The sequence below is a fragment of the Streptomyces capparidis genome (assembly GCF_054782095.1).
On record NZ_BAAGTD010000008.1, the window covers coordinates 125,080 to 147,664 of the forward strand.

The window sequence follows — 22,585 nt, forward strand, 5'->3', positions numbered from 1 at the left end:
AAAGGGTGATCAGTCGGCCGGCGGCGCCGCGCCCGCGGCGCCGCCGGAGCCGGGGAACAGGCCCTGACCAGCCGCGTCTTCGCTCAAACCTGGGTGAACTCCCGCTCGCTAATCGATCCAGTCTTCGAGACGCGGGGTTCGCGCGGGCAGGCTGAAGGATAAACTGGCCCCCGGAATCGCTTGGGCGCAGCTCCCGAGGGGTTCCGGCACCACCGTCCAGGGCCGCCCACGCGGGCCTGGAGGACCAGCCAGCAGCCGCTGCAACCCCAGGGAGCGATGTGTCTCGCCGCCTGTTCACCTCGGAGTCCGTGACCGAGGGACACCCCGACAAGATCGCTGACCAGATCAGCGACACCATCCTCGACGCCCTCCTGAAGGACGACCCCACCTCCCGGGTGGCCGTCGAGACGTTGATCACCACCGGTCAGGTCCATGTGGCCGGGGAGGTGACCACGAAGGGGTACGCGGACATCGCGACCCTCGTGCGGAACAAGGTCCTCGAGATCGGCTACGACTCGTCCAAGAAGGGCTTCGACGGCGCCTCCTGCGGCGTGTCGGTCTCCATCGGCGCCCAGTCGCCGGACATCGCCCAGGGCGTGGACACCGCCTACGAGGAGCGCACCGGCGACGCCGACGACGAGCTGGACCGGCAGGGCGCGGGCGACCAGGGCCTGATGTTCGGCTACGCCTGCGACGAGACGCCCGAGCTGATGCCGCTGCCGATCACCCTGGCGCACCGGCTCGCCCAGCGGCTGACCACCGTCCGCAAGAACGGGACCATCCCCTATCTGCGGCCCGACGGGAAGACCCAGGTCACCATCGAGTACAACGGCGACAAGGCCGTGCGGCTCGACACCGTGGTGGTCTCCTCCCAGCACGCCTCGGACATCGACCTGGAGTCGCTGCTCGCGCCCGACATCCGCGAGTTCGTCGTCGAGCCCGAGCTCGCCGCCCTCCTGGAGGACGGCATCAAGCTGGAGACCGACGGCTACCGGCTGCTGGTGAACCCCACCGGGCGGTTCGAGATCGGCGGCCCCATGGGCGACGCCGGCCTGACCGGCCGCAAGATCATCATCGACACCTACGGCGGCATGGCCCGCCACGGCGGCGGCGCCTTCTCCGGCAAGGACCCCTCCAAGGTGGACCGTTCCGCCGCGTACGCGATGCGCTGGGTGGCCAAGAACGTCGTCGCCGCGGAGCTCGCCTCCCGCTGCGAGGTCCAGGTCGCCTACGCCATCGGCAAGGCCGAGCCGGTCGGCCTGTTCGTGGAGACCTTCGGCACCGCCAAGATCGAGCAGGAGCGGATCGAGAAGGCCATCTCCCAGGTCTTCGACCTGCGCCCGGCCGCGATCATCCGCGACCTCGACCTGCTCCGCCCGATCTACAGCCAGACCGCCGCCTACGGCCACTTCGGCCGCTCCCTGCCGGACTTCACCTGGGAGCGCACCGACCGGGTCGAGGCGCTGAAGGCCGCCGCGGGCGTCTGACCGCCACCCGCGGGAAGCGGGCACGCAGGACCGGAAGGACCGGCGCGGGAGCGGCTCGCTCCCGCGCCGGTCCGTGCGCGCCCGCGCCCCGCGGCGGTGGCCGCCCCCTCGGGTTGTCCGCCCCATCTGGTAGGACGGGGGACGTGGACACGGACAACGCCGCCGACCGGGGCGAGGACAGCGGCCCCGAGCAGCTCGCGCTGATCCGCGAGACCGTCCGCAGGAGCCGCCCGAAGGCGCGCGCGGCGACGGCGCTCGCCGAGCGACTGCCCGTGGCCCGGGTCGCCGTCGACAAGGCCCTGTCCCATCTGGACCAGTTCTACGACTACGCGGTGCCCGCCGCCATGGACGCCGACGCCGTGCCCGGCGCCCGGGTGCGGGTGCGGTTCGGCGGCCATGTGGTCAAGGGGGAGCGGGGCAGGCGCGCCGGCGGGCAGCTCGTGGACGGGTTCATCGTCGAGCGGCGCGAGTCCAGCGACTACCGCGGGCCGCTGGCGCCGCTGGCCTCCGTGCTGTCACCCGAGCCCGTGCTCGGGCCCGAGCTGCTCGCCCTGGCCAGGGCGGTGGCCGACCGGTACGCGGGCACCCTCGCCGACGTGCTCCAGCTCGCCGTCCCGCCCCGGCACGGCCGCGCCGAGGCCGAGCCGTCCCCCGAGCCCCGCCCCGCACCGCCCGCCCCCGGGCCCGGCACCTGGAGCCGCTACCCGAAGGGCCCCGCCTTCCTCGGCGCCCTCGCCCGCGGCGAGAACCCCCGCGCCGTGTGGACGGCCCTGCCCGGCCCGCACTGGCCCGCCGAGCTGGCCGCCGCGCTCGCCGCCGCCCTCGCCTCGGGCCGCGGCGCCCTCGCCGTGGTGCCCGACGGCCGCACCGCCGCCCGGGTGGACCGCGCCCTGCTCGACCTGCTCGGGGAGGGGCACCACGTGGTGCTGACCGCGGAGGCCGGGCCGGAGGAGCGGTACCGGCGCTGGCTCGCGGTCAGCCGGGGCGCGGTGCGGGCCGTCGTCGGGACCCGCGCCGCGATGTTCGCGCCCGTGCGCGACCTGGGGCTGGTGGCGCTGTGGGACGACGGCGACTCCAGCCACTCCGAGCTGCACGCCCCCCAGCCGCACGCCCGCGAGGTGCTGGTGCTGCGCGCCGCCACCGAGCGGACCGGGTTCCTGCTCGGCGGGCTGACCTGCACCGTCGAGGGCGCGCAACTGGTGGAGAGCCGCTGGGCGCTGCCGCTGGCCCCGCCCCGGGAGGCGGTGCGCGCCGCCGCGCCCCTGGTGCGCACCGTCGGCGGCGAGGAGCAGGCCCGCGACCCGGCCGCCCGCGCCGCCCGGCTGCCCAGCCTGGCCTGGCAGGTCACCCGGGACGCCCTGCGGCGCGGACCGGTGCTGGTGCAGGTGCCGCGCCGCGGCTACATCCCCCGCCTGTCGTGCGAGCGCTGCCGGGAGCCCGCGCACTGCGGGGCCTGCTCGGGGCCGCTGGAGATGCCCGGCGGCGACCGGGTGGCGCGCTGCGCCTGGTGCGGCCGCCCCGAGGCGGCGTGGCGCTGCCCGCGGTGCGGCTCCCCGCGGCTGCGGGCCCGGGTGGTCGGCGCCCGGCGCACCGCGGACGAGCTGGGCCGCGCCTTCCCCGCCGTGCCGGTGCGCACCTCGGGGCGGGACGGGGTGCTGGCGTCGGTGTCCGACACGCCCGCCCTGGTGATCGCCACCCCCGGCGCGGAGCCGGTGGCCGAGGGCGGGTACGCGGCGGCGCTGCTGCTGGACGGCTGGGCGCTGCTGAGCTGGCCCGATCTGCGGGCGGCGGAGGAGGCCTTGCGGCGGTGGCTGGGCGCCGCCGCGCTGGTGCGGCCGCGCGAGGAGGGCGGCGCCGTGGTGGCGGTGGCCGAGCCGGGGCTGCGGCCGGTGCAGGCGCTGGTGCGGTGGGATCCGGTGGGCCACGCGGTGCGGGAGCTCGCCGAGCGGGCCGAGCTCGGGTTCCCGCCGGTGTCCCGGATGGCGTCCGTCACCGGCCCCTCGGCGGCGGTGGCGAACCTCGTCGCCACGGCCGGCCTGCCGCCGGGCACCGACATCCTCGGGCCGGTGCCGGCGCCCGCCTGGGAGCGGGGCGGGCCGCCGCTGGAGCGGGTGCTGCTGCGTGTGCCCCCCGGGCAGGGCGCGGCCCTGGCCAAGGCTCTGAAGACGGCGCAGGCGGCGCGGATCGCCCGCAAGGAGCCGGAGGCCGTGCGGGTGCGGATCGACCCGCTGGACATCGGCTGAGGCGCCCTGGGCGGCGGTCGGCGCGAGACGGCGGCGGGCAGGGGCGGGCCGAGGCGCGCGCGGGGCGGGGCGCGCGGGTGGTGGCGCCGGAGGCTCAGACGTTCCTCGGGCCCGGGAACGGTGTCGGGGGAGTGCGGGCCGCGGGCACGGTGCGGGCGGGCTGCTCGGGCAGCCGCGCGGGCTGCTCGGGCAGCTTCGGCTCCACGGCGGCGGGCCTGCGGCTGCCGTAGCGGCGGTGCACGGCCTGCTTGGTCACGCCCAGCGCCGAGCCGACCGCGTCCCACGAGAAGCCCAGCGACCTGTCGAAGTCCACGGCCGCGGTGACCAGCGTCTCCACGCTGTCGCGCAGCTCCTGCGCGAGCCGGACGGTGGGCGCGGGGGCGCGGCCGTAGACCACGAAGCCGCTGGACGGCCCGGTGCGGCGCGGGCGGTAGACGTTGCCCAGTTGCGCGGTGAGCGTACGCAGGGCGTCCACCTGGCGGCGGACCCGCTCGATGTCCCGCACGAGCAGGTGCAGGCTGGCCCTTGCCTGGGCGTCGTGGGTGGCGTGGTCGGCCATGAGAATGCCTCTCGAACCGGCGAAGCTGGGGAACGGGACCGGCAAGACGCGGCCCGCGGCGGTCAATCTCGCCTTGACCAACGCGTGAGCCGCCCCGTGGTCACGCGCCCGGCCACGGGGAAACCGCGGCGGATTCCGTCGGCGCGCCGCCCCCTAGACTTGGGCGCGCCCCCTACAGAAGGACGCAGAAACCCAGATGAGGCTCGTCTTCGCCGGTACTCCCGAGGTCGCGGTTCCCGCTCTGGACGCCCTGCTGGCGTCCGGCAGGCACGAGGTGGTGGCCGTCGTCACCCGGCCCGACGCCCCCGCGGGGCGCGGGCGCAGGCTGGTCGCCAGCCCGGTGGCCCGGCGGGCCGAGGAGGCGGGCGTGGAGGTCCTCAAGCCGGCGCGGCCCCGCGAGCCGGAGTTCCTGGAGCGGCTGCGGGCCATCGCCCCGGACTGCTGCCCCGTGGTGGCGTACGGCGCGCTGCTGCCCGGGGCGGCGCTGGAGATCCCCGTCCACGGCTGGGTCAACCTGCACTTCTCGCTGCTGCCCGCGTGGCGCGGCGCCGCGCCCGTGCAGCACGCGGTGATGGCTGGCGACGAGGTCACCGGCGCCTCCACCTTCCTCATCGAGGAGGGGCTCGACTCCGGACCCGTCTACGGGGTGGTCACCGAGGAGATCCGTCCCCGCGACACCAGCGGGGAGCTGCTGGAGCGGCTCGCCGCAGGCGGGGCGCGGCTGCTCGCCGCCACCATGGACGGCATCGAGGACGGCACCCTCCAGGCCGTGCCGCAGCCCGCGGACGGCGTCAGCCTCGCCCCCAAGATCACGGTCGAGGACGCCCGGGTGGACTGGGCGGCGCCCGCGCTGCGGATCGACCGGGTGGTGCGCGGCTGCACCCCCGCCCCCGGCGCCTGGACCACCTTCCGCGGCGAGCGGCTCAAGCTCGCCCCCGTCGCCGTGGCGCCCGACCGCACCGACCTGGCCCCCGGCGAGCTCGCCGTCGGCAGGAACACCGTCCACGTCGGCACCGGCAGCCACGCGGTGGAGCTCACCGACGTGCAGCCGCAGGGCAAGAAGCGTATGCGGGCCGCCGACTGGGCACGCGGTACCCGGATCGGCACCGGCGAGCGGCTCGGAGCGTGACCGACGTGAACCACCAGCGCACCCGTCAGGCCCGGCGTCCCCGCCGGCCCCGCCAGGACCCCGTCCGCCTGCTCGCGTACGACGTGCTGCGCGCCGTCGACGAGCGCGACGCCTACGCCAACCTGGTGCTGCCCGCCATGCTGCGCCAGGCCCGGGCGCGTGACGGCATCGACCGGCGGGACGCCGCGTTCGCCACCGAGCTCGTCTACGGCACGCTGCGCCGCCGCGGCACCTACGAGGCGGTCCTCGCCGCCTGCGTGGACCGGCCGCTGGCCAAGGTGGACCCGCCGGTGCTCGACGTGCTCGCGCTCGGCGCCCACCAACTGCTCGGCACCCGCATCCCCACGCACGCCGCCGTCTCCGCCACCGTCGACCTGGCCAGGGGCGTCCTCGGCGACGGCCGCGCGAAGTTCGTCAACGCGGTGCTGCGCCGGGTGGCCGCACACGACCTGGACGGCTGGCTGGAGCGGGTCGCGCCGCCCTGGGACGCCTCGCCCGAGGAGCACCTGGCGGTGGTGCACTCCCACCCGCGCTGGATCGTCTCCGCGCTGTGGGACTCCCTCGGCGGCGGGCGGGAGGGCATCGAGGCCCTGCTCGCCGCCGACAACGACCGTCCCGAGGTGACGCTCGCCGCCCGCCCGGGCCTGGCCGACGCCGACGCGCTGCTGCGGGCGCTGCCCGAGGGCGTGGGCGAGCCGGGGCGCTGGTCCCCGTACGCGGTGCGGCTCGCCGCGGGCGGCGACCCCGCCGAGCTCGAGGTGGTCGGCGACGGCCGGGCCGGGGTGCAGGACGAGGGCAGCCAACTGGTCGCCCTGGCGCTGGCCGCGGCCCCGCTGGACGGGGACGACCGGCGCTGGCTGGACGGCTGCGCGGGTCCCGGCGGCAAGGCGGCCATGCTCGCCGCGCTCGCCGCGCAGCGCGGCGCGGCGCTGCTCGCGGCCGAGCGGCAGCCGCACCGCGCCCGTCTGGTCGCCCGCGCCCTGGCGCCCGTGCCCGGCGCCCACCAGGTGGTCACCGCCGACACCACGGCCCCCGCCTGGCGGCCCGGCACCTTCGACCGGGCGCTGGTGGACGTGCCCTGCACCGGCCTGGGCGCCCTGCGCCGCCGCCCGGAGGCCAGGTGGCGGCGCCGCCCGCAGGACGTGCCCGGCTTCGCGCCGCTCCAGCGGGAGCTGCTGCGCGGCGCGCTGGACTCGGTGCGGGTCGGCGGGGTCGTCGGCTACGCCACCTGCTCCCCGCACCAGGCCGAGACCCGAGCGGTCGTCGACGACGTGCTGCGCGGCCGCGGCGGCCCCCCGGTGAGCGCCGAGTGGATCGACGCCCGGCCGCTGCTGCCCGGCGTGCCCGGTCTCGGCGACGGGCCCGACGTGCAGTTGTGGCCGCACCGGCACGGCACGGACGCGATGTACCTGGCCCTACTGCGGCGGACGGGCTGAGGCCGCCGCGGGCTTGCGTCCCGCGTCGAGCCCGCTGGGCCACCACACCCGGTGCCCCAGGTCCAGGCACAGCGCGCACACCAGCACCGACCGCACCACGAAGGTGTCCAGCAGGACCCCGAACGCCACGGCGAAGCCCAGCTCGGCGAAGTTGACGATCGGCAGGGTGGCCAGCGCCGCGAACGTCCCGGCCAGCACCAGGCCCGCGGAGCTGATCACCCCGCCGGTGGCGGCGAGGCCCGTCAGCGTGCCCCGGCGGGTGCCGTGGCGGGCCGACTCCTCCCTGACCCGGTGCATCAGGAAGATGCTGTAGTCGATCCCGAGGGCGACCAGGAACACGAACACGAACAGCGGGAACGAGGTGTCCTCGCCCGCGAAGTGGAACACGTGCCGGAACACCAGCGCGCTGACGCCCAGCGCGGCGGCGAACGACAGCACCACGGACAGCACCAGCAGCAGCGGCGCGACCAGGGCCCGCAGCAGCAGCGCGAGGACGGCCAGCACCACCAGCAGGATCAGCGGGATGGCCAGGGCCCGGTCGCGGGCCGCGGCCCGCTGGGCGTCGATGCGCATCGCGGTGTTGCCGCCGACCCGCGCCTCCGTGCCGTCGAGGCGGTGCAGCGCCTCGCGGGCCCGCTCGACCGTGCGCTCGGCGGCGGCGCTGTCGGGGGCGTCCCGCAGCGTGGCCTCCAGGTAGACCGTCCCGCCGCGCTCCCGGGGCAGGCCCGGCGGGGTGCCGACGCTGTCCGGGACGATCCCGGGCACGGCCGCCAGGGCCCGGCTCACCTCGCCCGCGGCCGGGGCCCGCGCGGTGACGACGACCGGCTCGCCCGAGCCCGCGGGGAAGTACCGGGACAGCACCTCCATGCCGGCCACCGACTCGGGCCGGTCGGTGAAGCCCTCGGCGTAGGACAGGCCGTCCGCGCGCAGGGCCGTCATCCCGCCGGCCAGCACCGCGAGCAGGGCCGCCGTCGCCACCCACACCGTCCGCGGACGGCGGGCCACCCTGCGGCCCACCCGCGCCCACACCCCGCGCGCCGTGGGCTCCGCCGAACCGGTGTGCGGCACCATCGGCCAGAAGACCCGCCGTCCCGACACGACCAGCAGCGCGGGGAACAGCGTGGTCATCGCGGCCAGGCCGACGAGGACGCCGACCGCGGCGACCGGGCCGAGCCCGGCGGTGGAGTTCATGTCCGCGACCAGCAGGCACAGCATGCCGAGCGCCACCGTCGCCGCGCTCGCCACGACCGCGGGCCCGGCGCGGAGCAGGGCCCGCGCCATCGCCTCGTGCCGGTCCTCGTGGCGGCGCAGCTCCTCCCGGTAGCGGGCCACCAGCAGCAGCGCGTAGTCGGTGCTGGCGCCGAACACCAGGACGGTCAGGATGCCGGCGCTCTGCGCGTTCACCACCAGGCCGGTGTGCGCGGCCAGCAGGTACACCACCGCCTGGGCGCCGACCAGCGCGGCGAGGGTGGACAGCACCGGCAGCAGGAGCAGGGTGGGGCTGCGGTACGTCAGCAGCAGCATCGCCACGACCACCGCGAGGGCGGAGAACAGCAGCGTGCCGTCGATGCCCTCGAACGCGTCGGCGGAGTCGGCCCCCGTGCCGCCGGGGCCGGTCACGTGGAAGGACAGGCCCTCCGGCCGGTCGGCCGCGGGCGCGCGCAGCTCGTCGGCCGCCTCGGCGAGTCTCGTCCAGCCGGTGTCGCCGAGCTCCACGGGCACCAGGATCTGCGCGGCCCGGGGGGCGTCCGCGCGGTCGGGGAACGGTCCGGTCGCGGCGCGGCCGTCGATCCCGTGCGTGCTCAGCGCGCGGACGCGCCGGGCGTCCTCGGCCACCGACCGCAGGTCCCGCTCGGTCAGGCCGCCGTCGCGGGCGTAGACCAGCACGGCCACGGTGGCGTCGCTGCGGAAGCGCTTGGCGACCTCGACCACCCGTGTGGACTCGGCGCTGCCCGGCAGCCAGGCGGAGGTCTCGTTCTCCTGGGCGCCGGTCAGCCTCTGCGCCGCGGGGGCGGCGGCGACGATCAGTATCAGCCACACCGCGACCACGGCCCACTTGCCGCGCCGCCCGCACACCAGCGTCGCGAACCGCTCCGCGCCGCCGCGCCGCCCACCCGCCTCAGGGGCCGCCGTCCCCGTCCCGTGCGGCCGGGTGCGCTCCGCGGCGTCCGGGCGCCGGTCCGGGGGTGCCCCGACCCGGCGCCCGCGGCGCCACCCGCCGTTCAGTGGTCGTCCCAGTGGCCGTCGTGCTCGGCGTGCCGGTGCCCGTCGTGGACGTAGTCGACGTGGCCGCCGTGCGGCACCGACACGTGCCCGCAGTCCGGCCCGTGCCGGTGGTCGTGGCCCTCGTGCACGATGTGGCCCTCGGGCTCGCACTCGTCCACATGGCCCTCGTGGGCCCGGTGCAGATGACCGTCGTGGACGTAGTCGACGTGGCCGGCGTGGGGCACGGCGACGTGGCCGCAGCCGCTGCCGTGCTCGTGGGGGTGCTCGTCGTGGGGGGTGTGCGCGCCGGTCGTCATGGAGGAACTCCCTTCTTCCCGTCGCCGCGATCTCCTCTGTTGGGTTTGCCACCCAATGCCCGATTAAGCGGATTTAGGGAAGAAAAGTGCGGAATCGCGGGAAATGGAGCCCTCCTGGCCCCCGGCGGCCTCCCCCCTTCCGCCCCACCGCCGCTCAGCGGTGTTCCAGCAGCTCGAACCATGTGGTCTTGCCGGTTCCGCTCGGCTCCACGCCCCAGGCGTCGGCCAGCGCGTCGAGCAGCAGCAGGCCGCGGCCCGACGAGGCCAGCTCCCCGGGGGTGCGGCGGTGCGGCAACTGGTCGCCGGAGTCGACGATCTCCACGCGCAGCCTGCTCCGCCCGGGCGGCCCGGTGAGCTCGGCGCACAGCAGCGCGTCGGAGTCGGTGTGCACCAGCACGTTCGTCAGTACCTCGGAGACGAGCAGCTCGGCCGTGTCCACCAGCTCGGGCCGGGCCCAGTCCCGCAGCGTGGCGCGGACATTGGCGCGGACCTCGGCGACCCGCCTGGTCTCGGCCTGCGCGATGACCAGCTCGATGCGGCGGGCGGGCGAGGGCGCGGTGCCGCTCTCGCGGTGCAGCAGCACCAGGGCGATGTCGTCCTCGCGCCGGTCCGCGAGCGGCCCGGGCGCGTGGTGGGAGGCCGGGCCGTGCACGGCGCCGACCAGGCAGTCGGCGAGCTCCTCCAGGCCCTGCACCGCGTCCAGGGAGGCGGACGGGCTGCCGCCGAGCACCCGGTGGATGCGCCGCCGACCCGAGTCCAGGTCGTGGCCGCCGGCCTCCACCAGGCCGTCGGTGCACACCAGCAGCACCTCGCCCGGTTCCAGCACCAGGCGGCTGACCGGGTAGTCGTCCTCCGGCAGCACGCCGAGCGGCAGCCCGCCGGGCACCTCCCGCACCACACAGGTGCCGTCGCCGAGCCGCACGCTGGGGTTGAGGTGGCCGGCGCGCGCCAGATCGAGCGTGGCCCGCTCGGGGTCGATCTCCACGTACAGGCAGGTGGCGAAGCGGTCCGTCTCCAGCCCGGCGAGGAAGCGGCAGGCGCGGGAGAGCACCGCGTCGGGCCGGTGCCCCTCGGCGGCGTAGGCGCGCAGCGCGATGCGCAACTGGCTCATCACCCCCGCCGCGTGCACGTCGTGGCCCTGCACGTCCCCGATGACGACGGCGGTCCTGCCGCTGGGCAGCGGGATCACGTCGTACCAGTCGCCGCCGACCTGGAGGCCGCCGCCGGTCGGCACATAGCGGGCGGCCAGCGCCATGCCGGGGATGCCGGGCGCGCGCACGGGCAGCATGGCGCGCTGGAGGCCGTCGGACAGGGCGCGCTCCGACTCGTGCACCCGCGCGCGCTCCAGGGCGTGGGCGAGCAGCCTCGCTATGGTCGTGAGCACCGCGCGCTCGTCCGAGGTGAACGCCACCGGATGGGCGAACGCCGCCATCCAGGCGCCGATCGTGTGCCCGCCCGCCACCAGCGGCACGAACGCCCACGAGGCGCGGCCGAACCGCCGCACCAGCGGCCAGGTGCGCGGGAAGCGCCGGACGTACTCCTCGCGCGAGGACACGTACACCGCCCGGCCGGTGCGCACCACCTGGGCCGCCGGGTGGTCGGCGTCCATCGAGACCATGGTGGACGGCGGGAGGTAGTCCCGCGGGTAGCCGTGCTGGCCGATCACGGTGAGCCGGTCGCCGCTGCGGCCGAAGACGATCAGGCCGTCCGGGGTGAAGCCGGGCATCGACAGGCGGGTGGTGACCCGCAGCACCTCGTCGGTGCTGTCCGCCTCGGCGAGCGCCCGCCCCGCGTCCAGCAGGAACGCCTCCCTGGCCCGCCGCCGGTCGCCCGCCGCCCGCGCTCCCGCGGCCCCGGCCTCGCCCCGGGGCGCCGCGGGGGAGGGCAGCTCCTCCTGGACGGTGCCGAGCAGCTCGCCGGCCGCGCGGTCCCGGCCCAGCGGCCGCAGCCGCAGCCGCACCACCCGCGCCACCTGCCCGTCCTCGTCCATCACGCGCAGCGGCGCCTCGGCGACGGACTCCTCGGCGCGGGCGAGCGAGAGCAGGGAGCCCAGCTCCACGAAGTCCTCGGCGTGGAAGCGCGCGCGCACCGCGAGCACCGGCAGGGCGGCGGGCTCCGCGGGCAGCCCGAGCAGCCGGGCGGCCTCGGCGTCGAGCTCCACCGTGCCGGCGCGCTGGTCCCAGCGGCACACGCCGGTGCCGACGGCGGCCAGCGCCCGGGCGCGGTCGGGCGTGGACGGCGCGGCCACCGGGGGACCGGTGACGTCCACGGACGTGGTTCCGACGCGCTCGGTGTGCACGTGCCGCCCTTCCGATCCGCGGTGGCGGATCCTCGGTTCGCAGCCCGGACGGACCGGCCGCGGCGGCGGACTCCCCGTGGGGAGCCGCGGGCCGGGCGGCTGCCGTGGCGGATCCGGTTGACTACGGATCTTGTGTTCAACAAACCATCCTAAAGTGATCAAATCGGACGGTCCACCCCGGGCGGCCCCGGGCGGCCGCCCCGTGGCGGCCCGGCGGCGGCCCGGCGGCGGTCCGGGGGGCCGCGGCCGGGATACTGGGGCCATGGCCGTGCAGATCAACCCCAGCATCCTGTCCGCCGACTTCGCCCGCCTCGCCGACGAGGCGAACGCGGTGCGGGGGGCCGACTGGCTCCACGTGGACGTCATGGACAACCACTTCGTCCCCAACCTCACCCTCGGCGTGCCGGTGGTGGAGTCGCTGCGCAAGGCGACCGACACCCCCCTCGACTGCCATCTGATGATCGAGGACCCGGACCGCTGGGCGCCCCAGTACGTCGAGGCCGGGGCCGGGTCCGTCACCTTCCACGTCGAGGCGGCCCGGGCCCCGGTGCGGCTGGCCCGGGAGATCCGGGCCAAGGGGGCGCGGGCGGCGATGGCGCTGCGGCCCGCCACGCCCGTCGAGCCGTACGAGGACCTGCTGCCCGAGCTGGACATGCTGCTGGTGATGACGGTCGAGCCCGGGTTCGGCGGCCAGAAGTTCCTCGACGTGATGCTGCCCAAGATCCGCAGGACCCGGCAGTTGATCGACAAGCACGGCCTCCAGTTGTGGCTCCAGGTGGACGGCGGCGTGTCGGACGCGACCATCGAGCGGTGCGCCGAGGCGGGCGCGGACGTGTTCGTCGCGGGCTCCGCCGTCTACGGCGCGGACGACCCGGCCGAGGCGGTGCGCAAGCTGCGGGAGCGGGCGGGGGCCGCCACCCCGCGGCGGTGAGGACGGGGCCGCCCGCGCGGTGAGAGCGGTACCGTCCGCGTGGTGCGGGGACGGCACCCGCACAGCGGGTCGGGGCGGCGTGCGCCCTACGGCCGAGGGCGGCATCCCCCCTCGGGGGGAGGGCGGCACCCGCCGTGCGGGTCCCGGCGCCCGGACGCCGGGACCCGCGCTTCGTCCGGCGCCCGGCGCGGGCGGCCCCGCGGCCACCGGTTTTCCGCACCCGGTGAGTTCCGTGCTGTTGTCTTTCCGGGCTCGCGGTGGAGAAATGCCTGGTCCGCGCCTTGGGCCCGCCTCGCGGCGGCAGTGGGGCCATTCGCCTTCTTACGCGCAAGCCGCCTGCCGGTGGATCCTGGGGGAACACCGCTCCACACCAGGAGCCGCCGTTGATGGGAGACACGGCATGGTGATCCAGGCAGGGGAACTCGCGGTCGTGTCACTGCACGACGCACACGCAGGCGACGCCCGGCTCACGGGCGCCAAGGCGGCCAACCTGGCGAGATCCGCCGGGGCGGGACTGCCCGTACTGCCCGGCTTCGTCCTCGTGCCCGCCCAGCGGGCCCCGGGCGGGACCGGGGACCTCGAGCGGGCGTGGCGGGAGCTGAGCGCGGACGGGACCCGGCCCCTCGTGGTGCGCTCCTCCTCCGCGTGCGAGGACACCGAGTGGTCCTCGATGGCCGGGCGGTTCACCTCGGTCCTCGACGTCACCGGCCGCCGCGGCTTCGACGAGGCCGTGCGCGCCGTGTTCGACTCCGCCGGGCAGCTCGGCGCCGCCAGGGACATGGCGGTGCTGGTGCAGCCGATGACGCGGTGCGAGACCGGCGGGGTGATGTTCGGCGCCGACCCGGTGGAGGGCCGCGCCGACCGGATCGTGGTGAGCGCGGTGCGCGGCGGCCCCGACGCCCTGGTGAGCGGCGCCGAGACCGGCACCCGCTACCGCCTGACCTCCTCCGGGCGCCTGCTGTCCAGCGAGCCCGGCGAGCACGGCCGCCCGCCGGTGCTCACCCGGCGGCGGCTGCGCCGCCTGGCGGCCCTGGCCCGCGCCACCGCGCGGCTGTTCGGCGCACCGCAGGACGTCGAGTTCGGCTTCGACACCGAGGGGCGGCTGTGGCTGTTCCAGAGCCGCCCCATCACGGCGATGGCCGCCCGGCCGCCCCGCGGGGCGCGGCTGCTCGGCCCCGGGCCGGTCGCCGAGACCTTCCCCGGCGTGCTCCAGCCGGTGGAGGAGGACCTGTGGGCCGTCCCCATGGCCAAGGGCCTGGCCACCGCCCTGGACCTCGCGGCCGCCGCTCCGCGCCGTCATCTGCGCCGGCACCCCCTGGTCACCACGGTGCACGGCCGCGTCGCCGCCGACCTGCGCCTGCTGGGCGCCGCCCCGCCCCGGCGCCGGCGGCTCGCGGTGCTCAACCCGCTGCCCGGACTGCGGCGGCTCGGCGCGGCCTGGCGCGTCGGCCGGCTGAAGGCGGTGCTGCCGCGGTTGGCCACCGACCTGATGGCGGACGTGGACCGGCAGTTGGCGTCCGTGGGCCCGCCCGACTCCCTCGGCCGCGGCGAGCTGCTGTCCGCGCTCGCCTGGGGGCGCTCCGTCCTGGTTCCGCTGCACGCCCAGGAGTCGCTGGCGGGCGCCCTGCTCGGCGCGGGCACCGGCCGCACCGCCGCGGCGGAGGCGCTCGCCGTGCTGGCCGGACGGCGGGACGGGGCCGGCGACGCCGAGCTGGTCGCCCGCCACCCGGTGCTGCTCGCCCTGGTGCCGCCCGCCACCGGGGTGCCGCCCGCGCTGCCCCCGGCGCCCCCCGACGCGCCCGCCCCGCGCGGGGTGGCGGCGCTGCCGGTGCGGGAGGGCCTGCGGCTGCGCATACGGTGGGTGCAGGAGTTACAGGCGCGGCTGCTGTGGGAGCTCGCCGGACGCCTCGAGCGGGCGGGCGAACTGCCGGAGCGAGCCGCGATCACCTCGCTGACCTGGGCCGAGCTGCTCACCGTCGCCCGGGGCGGGCCGCTGCCCGCGGACCTGGGGCGGCGGACGCCCAGGCCCGCGTCGGCGCCGCTGCCCGCCGCGTTCCGGCTGGCCGACGGCACGCCCGTCGCCGAGCCCACCCGCCGCCCGCGCCCGGCGGACGGCGCGCAGGGCGCGGGCGGTGGGCGGGTCCGCGGCACCGCCTGGGACGGCACCGGGCGAAGGCCCGACGACGCCGTGCTGGTGGTGCGCACCCTGGACCCGTCGCTGGCCCCCCTGCTGCCCGGGCTCACCGCGCTGGTCGCCGAGACGGGCAGCACGCTCTCGCACCTGGCGGTGCTGGCCCGTGAGTACCGGGTCCCGACCGCGGTCGGCGTCCTCGGCGCGCTCGACCGGTTCCCGCCCGGCACGCCCCTGACCGTGGACGGCAGGACCGGTGAGGTGCGCGGGCAGCAGCAGCCGCCGCCCGTGGACGGGCCCGTGCCGGTGGCCGCGGCCCGGGCCGGGGCCGGTGAGGGGGTGCGGTCGTGATCCGCCGGCTGAGCTACGTCTTCGGCGGGCTCAGTGCCGCCGGGGCCGGGGGCTACCTCGCCGTGTACCTCTACCGCTGGGAGTGGCAGCGCGCCCTGATGGCCGGGACGCTGCTGCTGGTGGTCGAGGTGTTCCTGGTCTGCCTGGTGCTGCTGGGACGGATCGCCCGACTGGAGCGCCGGGTCGGCGCGGCCCTGGACCCGCGCGCCGAGGACGTCCGGCGGCGGCTGGCGGAGACCGGGGAGCAGGCCGGCCCGCCGTCCTTCCGCTGGCTGGAGGCCGAACGGGGCGCCACGGGCAGCCGCACCTTCGTCTTCGTGCCCGTGCTGCTGGCCACGGGGGCGCTGCTGTCCGGGGCGGCCTGGCTGGTCCAGCGCCTGGCCACCGCCACCGCGGGCCCCGCCGCCGACACCCGCCTCGCGGGACGGCTCGCCGTGCTGGCCGCGCCCGCCGGGGGAGTGCGGGAGGCCGTGCCCGACGACGACCTCACCCCCGTGCTCGGCCCGCCGCCGCCGGGCCGGGGGCGGCGCGCGGCCCTGGCGGCGGGCGCGCTGGTCGCCCTGGCCGCGCTGGTGGTGGGCCTGGCCGAGCTGACCCAGACCCGGCCGGAGCCCAGGCCGGAGGCCGAGGCGTCGTCGTACCTGCTGAAGGTCTCCGTGCGCGGCGACCTGCCGCAGCCGGGCCGCGACCTGATGGCGGAGCGGCTGTGGGCGAGCTGCCGGGCGTCCACCTCGCGGCTGCTGGTGAACGCCCCGCTCAGCCATGTGGAGGGCGACGTCTACGCCGGGGTGGTGCGCCCGGCGCTGAGCCCGCACGACCGGATGCGGCTGCGCGGCTGCCTGGTGGACAGCCAACTGGACCGCGTGCGCTTCACGGTGATGGGGGAGGCGCAGATCGAGCGGGGCTGACCCGGGCCCGGGCGGAGCCCCGGCACGGCCGCGGGGGGCGGCGGCGCCGGGCGCGGGCGGCGGGGCCCGCGCCCGGCACCGTCACAGGTGCGACCAGACGCGGCGGGGCGCGTCCAGGGCGCGGCTGACCGCGCGGACGGGCAGGGGCGGCTGGGCGCTGCCGTCGCGCCGCAGGTTCACCGCGTAGTAGATCTGCTCGATCGACGGCGGGCCGACCGCCAGATTGCGGTGCACCGCGCCGGCCGGGCTCTCCTGCCCGGTGCGCACCAGATAGGCGGCGCTCATCGCGCCGCTGCGCCCCACGCCCGCGCCGCAGTGCACGAACACCCGGCCCTCGGCGCCCCGCACCACGGCGAGGAACCGCTCCACCTGGCTCTCGGTCGGCGTCTGCCCGTCCCTGACGGGCAGACGCACCAGGGTCAGGCCCGCCTCGCGGGGCGCGGACACCTGGCGCTCGGTCAGGTCCTCGGCGCGCAGGTCCACCACCGTGGTGACGCCGCGGTCGGCCAGCGCCCGGTAGCCGCGGGCGCCCGGCGCCGAGCCGCGCCACACCTGGCCGTCCACGGCGACGAAGTGGTTGATGCCCTCCATGCGCACCCCCGCGGGGAGGCTCTGGCGGGCGACCCAGGTGGCGCCGAGGGTGCCGAGCACCCCGGTCAGCCACAGCAGGCCGTACAGGACGAGCCCGGCGAGCAGGACCTTGGCGGTGTTGCGGCGCCAGGCCGTCCCGCGCGCGGCGCGCGGGGGCGGGGGTGGGATGAGGGTCGGCGGGACGAAGGGCGGCGCGGGCGGCCGCGGGGTCGCGGCTGCGGGCGCGGGTAAGGGAGGGTTCGCGGACAAGAGGGGGACACCACCTCGGAGCGGGGGGCAGCTTGAGCCCCGTGCCGCACGGGGAAGGACGACACGGGGACCGGGCCATAGTAGGCGACGCCCCGGCCGCGCCCGGGGCTTCGCCGGTTTCCCGCCCCGCCCCGGCGGCCCCGCCCCCGGCGGCCGCCCGCCCGCCCGCGTCCTCCGTCGCCCCCGCGGGCCCGGGTGTGCCCGCTCCGTCCCTCGCGCGGGCGCGCCCGGAAGCGCGAACGGGCGGAAAGCAGGCGCCCCAGGACCGGGGTCCGGGCACGCCCGCACCGCTCGGTCGCGGGCCCGCACCACGCTGAACTGCGCGAACACCTCCTGAGAAGCGGGCGTATTCGGGCACGATCCCCAGGGCGGCAGAGCTGGTCACCGCTGATGCCGCCTTGTAAAAAGTTCCCATGGCGCCCGAACGGGCGTCGCTTCGGTCAGGGTTGGTTTTCGGCCAGGACGGTGTGTGCGCCGGGCGGCGGGCGGCTCGGGCGGGACAGGAGGTGCGCGTGGACGCGGAGGAGCGCCGGAGGGGCATTCTCGGACAGGCGCGGCGCACCGGGTCGGTCGACGTCGGCAAGCTGTCGGCGGAGTTCGGGGTGTCGAAGGAGACGATCCGGCGGGACCTGGCCGTCCTGCAACGGCACGGCCTGATCCGGCGCACCCACGGCGGCGCGTACCCGGTGGAGAGCGCCGGGTTCGAGACCACGCTGGCGTTCCGCACCACCGACCACGTCCCGGAGAAGTCCAGGATCGCCGCGGCCGCGGCCGAGCTGGTCGGCGACGCGGAGACGGTGTTCGTGGACGAGGGGTTCACCCCCCAGTTGATCGCGGAGGCGCTGCCCACGACGCGGCCCCTGACCGTGGTCACCGCGTCGCTGGGCACCGCGAACGCCCTGGCCGCCCGGGAGCTGACCACCGTCCTGCTGCTGGGCGGGCGGGTCCGCGGCAGCACCCTGGCGACCGTCGGCGCCTGGGCGACGCACATGCTGTCCGGCTTCGTCATCGACCTGGCGTTCGTCGGAGCGAACGGCATCTCCCGCGAGTTCGGGCTGACCACGCCCGACCCCGCGGTGGGCGAGGTCAAGGCGCAGGTGATGCGGGTGTCGCGGCGGAAGGTGTTCGCCGGGGTGCACACGAAGTTCGGCGCCGCCAGCTTCTGCCGGTTCGCCGGGGTGGGCGACGTGGGGACGATCGTCACCGACACCGGGCTGCCGCTGTCCGAGGCCCACCGCTACTCGCTGCTCGGCCCGCAGGTCCTGCGGGTGTAGGCCGCCCACCGCCGTCCCCGCCCCGTCCCCGCGCCCCGTCCCCCTCCCCGGACCCGGACCCGGCCCGCCGCCGCGGCTCCGGCGCCCACCCCTGCGGCATGCCCGCCGCGCCCCGACCCACCGCGCCGCCCGCGGGCCCCGCCGCGGCGGCCGGCGACGACACCCGACACGAACGACCGACAAGGGAGCCCTCCCATGCCAACCCTGGGACGACGAGGTCCACGGGCGGCTCTGGCCGTGGCGGCCGCGGGATCACTGCTCGCGGCGTGCGCCGGCGCCGGCGGCGGATCCGGCGGCGACACCATCAACGTGCTCATGGTGAACAACCCGCAGATGATCGAGTTGCAGAAGCTCACCGCGGACCACTTCACCAAGGAGACCGGGATCCGCGTGAACTTCACGGTGCTGCCCGAGAACGACGTCCGCGACAAGATCAGCCAGGACTTCCCCAACCAGGCGGGCCAGTACGACGTGGCCACCATCAGCAACTACGAGGTCTCCTTCTACGCCAAGAACGGCTGGCTGCTGCCGCTGGACGACTACGTGGCCGAGGACCGGCGGTTCGACCAGGAGGACATCCTGCCGCCGATGCGCCAGTCGCTGACCGCGGCGGACGGCAAGCTGTACGCGCAGCCGTTCTACGGCGAGTCGTCGTTCCTCATGTACCGCAAGGACGTGTTCGCCGAGAAGGGCCTGACGATGCCCGCCGCGCCGACGTGGCAGCAGGTCGCCGACCTCGCCGCGCAGGCCGACGGGGCGCGGCCCGGGATGCGCGGGATCTGCCTGCGCGGGCTGCCGGGGTGGGGCGAGGTGCTGGCGCCGCTCACCACGGTCGTCAACACCTTCGGCGGCACCTGGTTCGACCAGGACTGGAACGCTCGGCTGACCGACCCGGAGTTCGTGAGGGCGACGAAGTTCTATGTCGACCTGGTCCGCGAGCACGGCCAGTCCGGCGCCGCCCAGTCGGGGTACGCCGAGTGCCTCAACAACCTCACCCAGGGCAAGGTCGCCATGTGGTACGACGCCACGGCCGCCGCCGGGTCCCTGGAGGCGGCGAAGTCCCCGGTGAAGGGGAAGATCGGCTACGTCCAGGCGCCGGTGGCGCGGACGGAGAGCTCCGGCTGGCTGTACACCTGGGCGTGGGGCGTGCAGAAGGCGTCGCGCAACGCCGACGACGCCTGGAAGTTCATCTCCTGGGCGTCCGGCAAGGAGTACGAGTCGCTGGTCGGCACGAACATCGGCTGGGCGAACGTGCCCGCGGGCAAGCGGGCGTCCACCTACGCCAACCCCGAGTACCGCGCCGCCGCCGGGGCGTTCGCCGAGGTCACCCGGGAGGCGATCGCCAACGCGCGACCGCGCGACCCCGGGGTGCAGAAGCGCCCGGCCCCCGGCATCCAGTTCGTCGGCATCCCCGAGTTCTCCGACCTCGGGACGAAGGTCTCCCAGGAGATCAGCTCCGCCATCGCCGGACGGCAGTCCGTCGACGCGGCCCTGAGGAAGTCGCAGAAACTGGCCGAGAAGGTCGGCGAGGAGTACCAGGACTCATGAGCGCCACCACCGCCCCCGCACCCGCCGCACCCGCTCCCGCCCCGGCCGCCGCGCCCCGGCGCCGCCGCCTGGACGCCAGGACGTGGGCCACCCGGGCACCGCTGCTGCCCGCCCTGGTGTTCCTGGTCGCCGTCACGCAACTGCCGTTCGCGGCCACGCTGGTGATCTCCCTGTTCGACTGGAACTCGCTGGCCCCCGACGAGCGGCACTTCACCGGGCTCGACAACTACACCACCGTGTTCACCGACGAGGCCCTGCGCGAGTCCGTCGTCACCACCGCGCTGCTCACCGCGTCCGTGGTGCTCGTCAGCCTGGTGCTCGGCCTGGCGCTCGCGCTGCTGCTCGACCGCAGGTTCCGCGGCCGGGGCCTGGTGCGCACCATGCTCATCGCGCCGTTCCTGGTGGTGCCGGTCGCCGCCGCCCTGCTGTGGAAGCACGCCCTGTACAACCCGGAGTACGGCCTGCTCAACGGGGCCCTGCACTGGGTCGGCGACCTGTTCGGCGCCGAGAGCCCGCCGCAGCGCGACTGGGTGTCCGAAACGCCGCTGCTCGCCGTGGAGGCGTCGCTGGTGTGGCAGTGGACGCCGTTCATGATGCTCATCCTGCTCGCCGGGTTGCAGAGCCGCTCCCTGGAGATGGTGGAGGCGGCGCGGCTCGACGGCGCGAGCGACTGGCAGATCTTCCGCCACCTGACCCTGCCGCACCTGCGGCGCTACCTGGAGCTCGGCATCCTGCTCGGCTCCATCTACATCGTGCAGAACTTCGACGCCGTGTACACGATCACGCGCGGCGGCCTGGACACGGCCAACCTGCCGTACACCGTCTACCAGACCTTCTACGAGGCCCACGAGTACGGACAGGCGTCCGCCGTCGGCGTGCTCGTGGTGATCGGCTCCATCGTCATCGCCACGTTCGCCCTGCGCGTGGTGTCGTCGCTGTTCCGTGAGGAGGTGAGCCGGGGATGACCTCGGTGACCGCTCCCGCGCGCCCCGCCGCGGCCGCGCACCCGGCGGCGCGCCGGGCCCGCCGCCGCGGCGCCGCGCTCGCGCTGCTGGCCTGGCTCGCCGGGCTGCTGTTCTTCCTGCCCGTGGCGTGGATGGTGCTGACCTCGTTCCACTCCGAGGCCGACGCCGCCACCAACCCGCCGTCGCTGGCCGCGCCGCTCACCCTCGATGGGTACCGGGCGTTCTTCGACGGCGGGGCGAGCCCGTGGCCGTCGCTGCTGAACTCGCTCGGCGCCAGCCTGTTCTCCACCTTCTTCGTGCTGGTGCTGGCCCTCCCCGCCGCGTACGCGCTGTCGATCCGGCGGGTGCGCAAGTGGACGGACGTGATGTTCTTCTTCCTGTCCACGAAGATGCTGCCGCCCGTGGCCGGGCTGCTGCCGATCTACCTGTTCGCCAAGGAGACGCACTTCCTGGACAACATCTGGCTGCTGGTCATCCTCTACACCTCGATGAACCTGCCGATCGCGGTGTGGATGATGCAGTCGTTCCTCTCCGACATCCCGGTGTCCGTCATCGAGGCGGCGCAGATGGACGGGGCGCGCCTGCCCACCATCCTGGTGCGGGTGGTGGCGCCCATCGCCGGGCCCGGGATCGCGGCGACGTCGCTGATCTGCTTCATCTTCTCGTGGAACGAGATGCTGTTCGCCAAGGTGCTCACCGGCGTGGTGGCGCAGACCGCGCCCGTGTTCCTGACCGGCTTCGTCACAAGCCAGGGCCTGTTCCTCGCCCAGTTGTGCGCCGCGTCGGTCGTCGTGTCCCTGCCGGTGCTCGCCGCCGGCTTCGCCGCCCAGGACAAGCTCGTCCAGGGCCTCTCCCTAGGAGCAGTGAAATGAGGGCCGCCCTGATCGAAGCCCCCGGCAAGGTGACCGTCACCACCGTGCCCGACCCCGCGCCCGGGCCGCGCCAGGTCGTGGTGGACGTGTCCGCGTGCGGGCTGTGCGGGACGGACCTGCACATCCTCCAGGGCGAGTTCGCCCCCACCCTGCCGATCGTGCCGGGGCACGAGTTCGCGGGCGAGGTCGTGGCCGTGGGGGCGGAGGTCACCGAGATGGCCGAGGGCGACCGGGTCGCGGTGGACCCCTCGCTGTACTGCCACGAGTGCCGCCACTGCCGGGAGGGCCACGGCAACATGTGCGACCGGTGGGGCGCCATCGGCGTGACGGTGCCGGGCGGCGCCGCCGAGTACGCCGTCGCGCCGGTCGCCAACTGCGTGAAGCTGCCCGAGCACGTGGACGCGCGCGACGCCGCGCTGATCGAGCCGCTGTCGTGCGCGGTGCGCGGCTACGACGTGCTCGCCGGGCGGCTCGGCGCCGCGGTGCTGATCTACGGGTCGGGCACCATGGGGCTGATGATGCTGGAGCTGGCCAAGCGCACCGGCGCGGTCCGCGTGGACGTGGTGGACGTCAACCCGGCGCGGCTGGAGACGGCGCGACTGCTGGGCTGCTCGGGGGCGGCCGCCTCGGCGGACGAGTTCGACCGGCCCGGCGGCTGGGACGTGGTCGTGGACGCCACCGGCAACCAGGCCGCGATCCAGGACGGGCTCGGCCGCGTCGCGAAGGCGGGCACGTTCCTCCAGTTCGGCGTCGCGGACTACGCCACACGGGTGACGATCGAGCCGTACCGGATCTACAACCAGGAGATCACCATCACCGGCTCCATGGCCGTGCTGCACTCCTACGAGCGCGCGGCCGACCTGTTCGCGGCGGGGGTGCTGGACCCGGAGGTGTTCATCAGCCACCGCCTGAAGCTGGAGGAGTACCCGCGGGCCCTGGAGCGCTTCCGGGCGGGCGAGGGCCGGAAGATCGTGATCGAGCCCTGAGGGCGGGCCGCCCGCGGGAGCCCTTCGCCGGGGACGGGCTCCCGCGGGCCCGCCCGCTCGCCTCGTCCGCCCCCTCGTCCCGCCGGGCGGGGCGGCCCAGGTCG

The 22,585-nt window shown here is 76.2% G+C and carries 17 protein-coding genes; 12 read left to right on the forward strand and 5 right to left on the reverse strand.

What is annotated here, in order from left to right:
• Positions 1 to 278: 278 nt before the first annotated feature.
• Both metK and ACYVO2_RS09485 read left to right on the forward strand, forming a co-directional pair.
• Positions 279 to 1,487 (forward strand): methionine adenosyltransferase, encoded by a 1,209-nt coding sequence (metK, locus tag ACYVO2_RS09480; RefSeq protein ID WP_461007194.1) that lies wholly within the window; start codon positions 279 to 281, stop codon positions 1,485 to 1,487.
• A gap of 143 nt (positions 1,488 to 1,630) precedes the next feature.
• Positions 1,631 to 3,730 carry a primosomal protein N' gene (locus tag ACYVO2_RS09485; protein WP_461007195.1) on the forward strand — a complete coding sequence of 700 codons (2,100 nt, stop codon included), beginning with the start codon at positions 1,631 to 1,633 and terminating at the stop codon, positions 3,728 to 3,730.
• Between the two features lie 94 nt (positions 3,731 to 3,824).
• Here the strand turns inward: ACYVO2_RS09485 and ACYVO2_RS09490 are convergent, their stop codons facing one another.
• Entirely contained in the window at positions 3,825 to 4,289 is a 465-nt protein-coding gene (locus ACYVO2_RS09490; RefSeq protein WP_461007196.1) for a hypothetical protein, read from the reverse strand.
• A 196-nt stretch (positions 4,290 to 4,485) separates the two neighbouring features.
• Here ACYVO2_RS09490 and fmt point away from each other — a divergent pair, with 196 nt between their 5' ends.
• Together fmt and ACYVO2_RS09500 are read left to right on the forward strand one after the other, a co-directional pair.
• Positions 4,486 to 5,418: a methionyl-tRNA formyltransferase gene (gene fmt / locus ACYVO2_RS09495; RefSeq protein WP_461007197.1), complete on the forward strand. Its 933-nt coding sequence runs from the start codon at positions 4,486 to 4,488 to the stop codon at positions 5,416 to 5,418.
• Between the two features lie 5 nt (positions 5,419 to 5,423).
• On the forward strand, positions 5,424 to 6,854 hold the full coding sequence (locus tag ACYVO2_RS09500; protein WP_461007256.1) for an RsmB/NOP family class I SAM-dependent RNA methyltransferase: 1,431 nt from the start codon (positions 5,424 to 5,426) through the stop codon (positions 6,852 to 6,854).
• Here the strand turns inward: ACYVO2_RS09500 and ACYVO2_RS09505 are convergent.
• From ACYVO2_RS09505 to ACYVO2_RS09515, 3 genes are all read right to left on the reverse strand, one after another.
• Positions 6,834 to 8,930, reverse strand: a complete 2,097-nt coding sequence (locus ACYVO2_RS09505) for an MMPL family transporter (RefSeq protein ID WP_461007198.1) — start codon at positions 8,928 to 8,930, stop codon at positions 6,834 to 6,836. The genes ACYVO2_RS09500 and ACYVO2_RS09505 overlap by 21 nt on opposite strands.
• A gap of 146 nt (positions 8,931 to 9,076) precedes the next feature.
• On the reverse strand, positions 9,077 to 9,376 hold the full coding sequence (locus tag ACYVO2_RS09510) for a hypothetical protein (protein ID WP_461007199.1): 300 nt from the start codon (positions 9,374 to 9,376) through the stop codon (positions 9,077 to 9,079).
• A 154-nt stretch (positions 9,377 to 9,530) separates the two neighbouring features.
• Positions 9,531 to 11,624: an ATP-binding SpoIIE family protein phosphatase gene (locus tag ACYVO2_RS09515; protein ID WP_461007257.1), complete on the reverse strand. Its 2,094-nt coding sequence runs from the start codon at positions 11,622 to 11,624 to the stop codon at positions 9,531 to 9,533.
• Positions 11,625 to 11,937: 313 nt separating this feature from the next.
• Here ACYVO2_RS09515 and rpe point away from each other — a divergent pair, with 313 nt between their 5' ends.
• The 3 genes from rpe (at position 11,938) to ACYVO2_RS09530 (ending at position 15,996) form a co-directional block, all read left to right on the forward strand.
• The gene (gene rpe, locus ACYVO2_RS09520; protein WP_461007200.1) at positions 11,938 to 12,606 is read left to right on the forward strand and encodes a ribulose-phosphate 3-epimerase; all 669 of its coding nucleotides are present in this window, start codon (positions 11,938 to 11,940) and stop codon (positions 12,604 to 12,606) included.
• Between the two features lie 400 nt (positions 12,607 to 13,006).
• The gene (locus tag ACYVO2_RS09525) at positions 13,007 to 15,088 is read left to right on the forward strand and encodes a PEP/pyruvate-binding domain-containing protein (protein WP_461007201.1); all 2,082 of its coding nucleotides are present in this window, start codon (positions 13,007 to 13,009) and stop codon (positions 15,086 to 15,088) included.
• Entirely contained in the window at positions 15,085 to 15,996 is a 912-nt protein-coding gene (locus ACYVO2_RS09530; RefSeq protein WP_461007202.1) for a hypothetical protein, read from the forward strand. The genes ACYVO2_RS09525 and ACYVO2_RS09530 overlap by 4 nt, the downstream gene beginning before the upstream one ends.
• Positions 15,997 to 16,077: 81 nt before the next feature.
• On the opposite strand, the gene ACYVO2_RS09535 is transcribed toward ACYVO2_RS09530, so the two are convergent.
• Positions 16,078 to 16,836, reverse strand: coding sequence for a protein-tyrosine phosphatase family protein (locus ACYVO2_RS09535; RefSeq protein WP_461007203.1), 759 nt, complete (start codon positions 16,834 to 16,836; stop codon positions 16,078 to 16,080).
• Positions 16,837 to 17,348: 512 nt separating this feature from the next.
• Between ACYVO2_RS09535 and ACYVO2_RS09540 the strand changes: the two genes are divergently transcribed.
• The 5 genes from ACYVO2_RS09540 to ACYVO2_RS09560 all read left to right on the forward strand — a co-directional run bounded on the left by ACYVO2_RS09540 (position 17,349) and on the right by ACYVO2_RS09560 (position 22,481).
• Positions 17,349 to 18,110 (forward strand): DeoR/GlpR family DNA-binding transcription regulator, encoded by a 762-nt coding sequence (locus ACYVO2_RS09540; RefSeq protein ID WP_461007204.1) that lies wholly within the window; start codon positions 17,349 to 17,351, stop codon positions 18,108 to 18,110.
• A 195-nt stretch (positions 18,111 to 18,305) separates the two neighbouring features.
• The gene (locus ACYVO2_RS09545; RefSeq protein WP_461007205.1) at positions 18,306 to 19,658 is read left to right on the forward strand and encodes an ABC transporter substrate-binding protein; all 1,353 of its coding nucleotides are present in this window, start codon (positions 18,306 to 18,308) and stop codon (positions 19,656 to 19,658) included.
• Positions 19,655 to 20,623: a carbohydrate ABC transporter permease gene (locus tag ACYVO2_RS09550; RefSeq protein ID WP_461007206.1), complete on the forward strand. Its 969-nt coding sequence runs from the start codon at positions 19,655 to 19,657 to the stop codon at positions 20,621 to 20,623. The genes ACYVO2_RS09545 and ACYVO2_RS09550 overlap by 4 nt, the downstream gene beginning before the upstream one ends.
• Positions 20,620 to 21,495, forward strand: coding sequence for a carbohydrate ABC transporter permease (locus ACYVO2_RS09555; protein ID WP_461007207.1), 876 nt, complete (start codon positions 20,620 to 20,622; stop codon positions 21,493 to 21,495). The genes ACYVO2_RS09550 and ACYVO2_RS09555 overlap by 4 nt, the downstream gene beginning before the upstream one ends.
• Entirely contained in the window at positions 21,492 to 22,481 is a 990-nt protein-coding gene (locus ACYVO2_RS09560) for a zinc-dependent alcohol dehydrogenase family protein (protein WP_461007208.1), read from the forward strand. Before ACYVO2_RS09555 ends, ACYVO2_RS09560 begins: the two co-directional genes overlap by 4 nt.
• The last annotated feature ends 104 nt before the right edge of the window (positions 22,482 to 22,585 follow it).

Coding starts and splice junctions, on each gene's coding strand:
- ACYVO2_RS09490 (WP_461007196.1), bottom strand. CDS start 4,289: ATGGCCGACCACGCCACCCACGACGCCCAGGCAAGGGCCAGCCTGCAC.
- ACYVO2_RS09510 (WP_461007199.1), bottom strand. CDS start 9,376: ATGACGACCGGCGCGCACACCCCCCACGACGAGCACCCCCACGAGCAC.
- rpe (WP_461007200.1), top strand. CDS start 11,938: ATGGCCGTGCAGATCAACCCCAGCATCCTGTCCGCCGACTTCGCCCGC.
- ACYVO2_RS09525 (WP_461007201.1), top strand. CDS start 13,007: ATGGTGATCCAGGCAGGGGAACTCGCGGTCGTGTCACTGCACGACGCA.
- ACYVO2_RS09555 (WP_461007207.1), top strand. CDS start 20,620: ATGACCTCGGTGACCGCTCCCGCGCGCCCCGCCGCGGCCGCGCACCCG.
- ACYVO2_RS09545 (WP_461007205.1), top strand. CDS start 18,306: ATGCCAACCCTGGGACGACGAGGTCCACGGGCGGCTCTGGCCGTGGCG.
- ACYVO2_RS09550 (WP_461007206.1), top strand. CDS start 19,655: ATGAGCGCCACCACCGCCCCCGCACCCGCCGCACCCGCTCCCGCCCCG.
- ACYVO2_RS09560 (WP_461007208.1), top strand. CDS start 21,492: ATGAGGGCCGCCCTGATCGAAGCCCCCGGCAAGGTGACCGTCACCACC.
- fmt (WP_461007197.1), top strand. CDS start 4,486: ATGAGGCTCGTCTTCGCCGGTACTCCCGAGGTCGCGGTTCCCGCTCTG.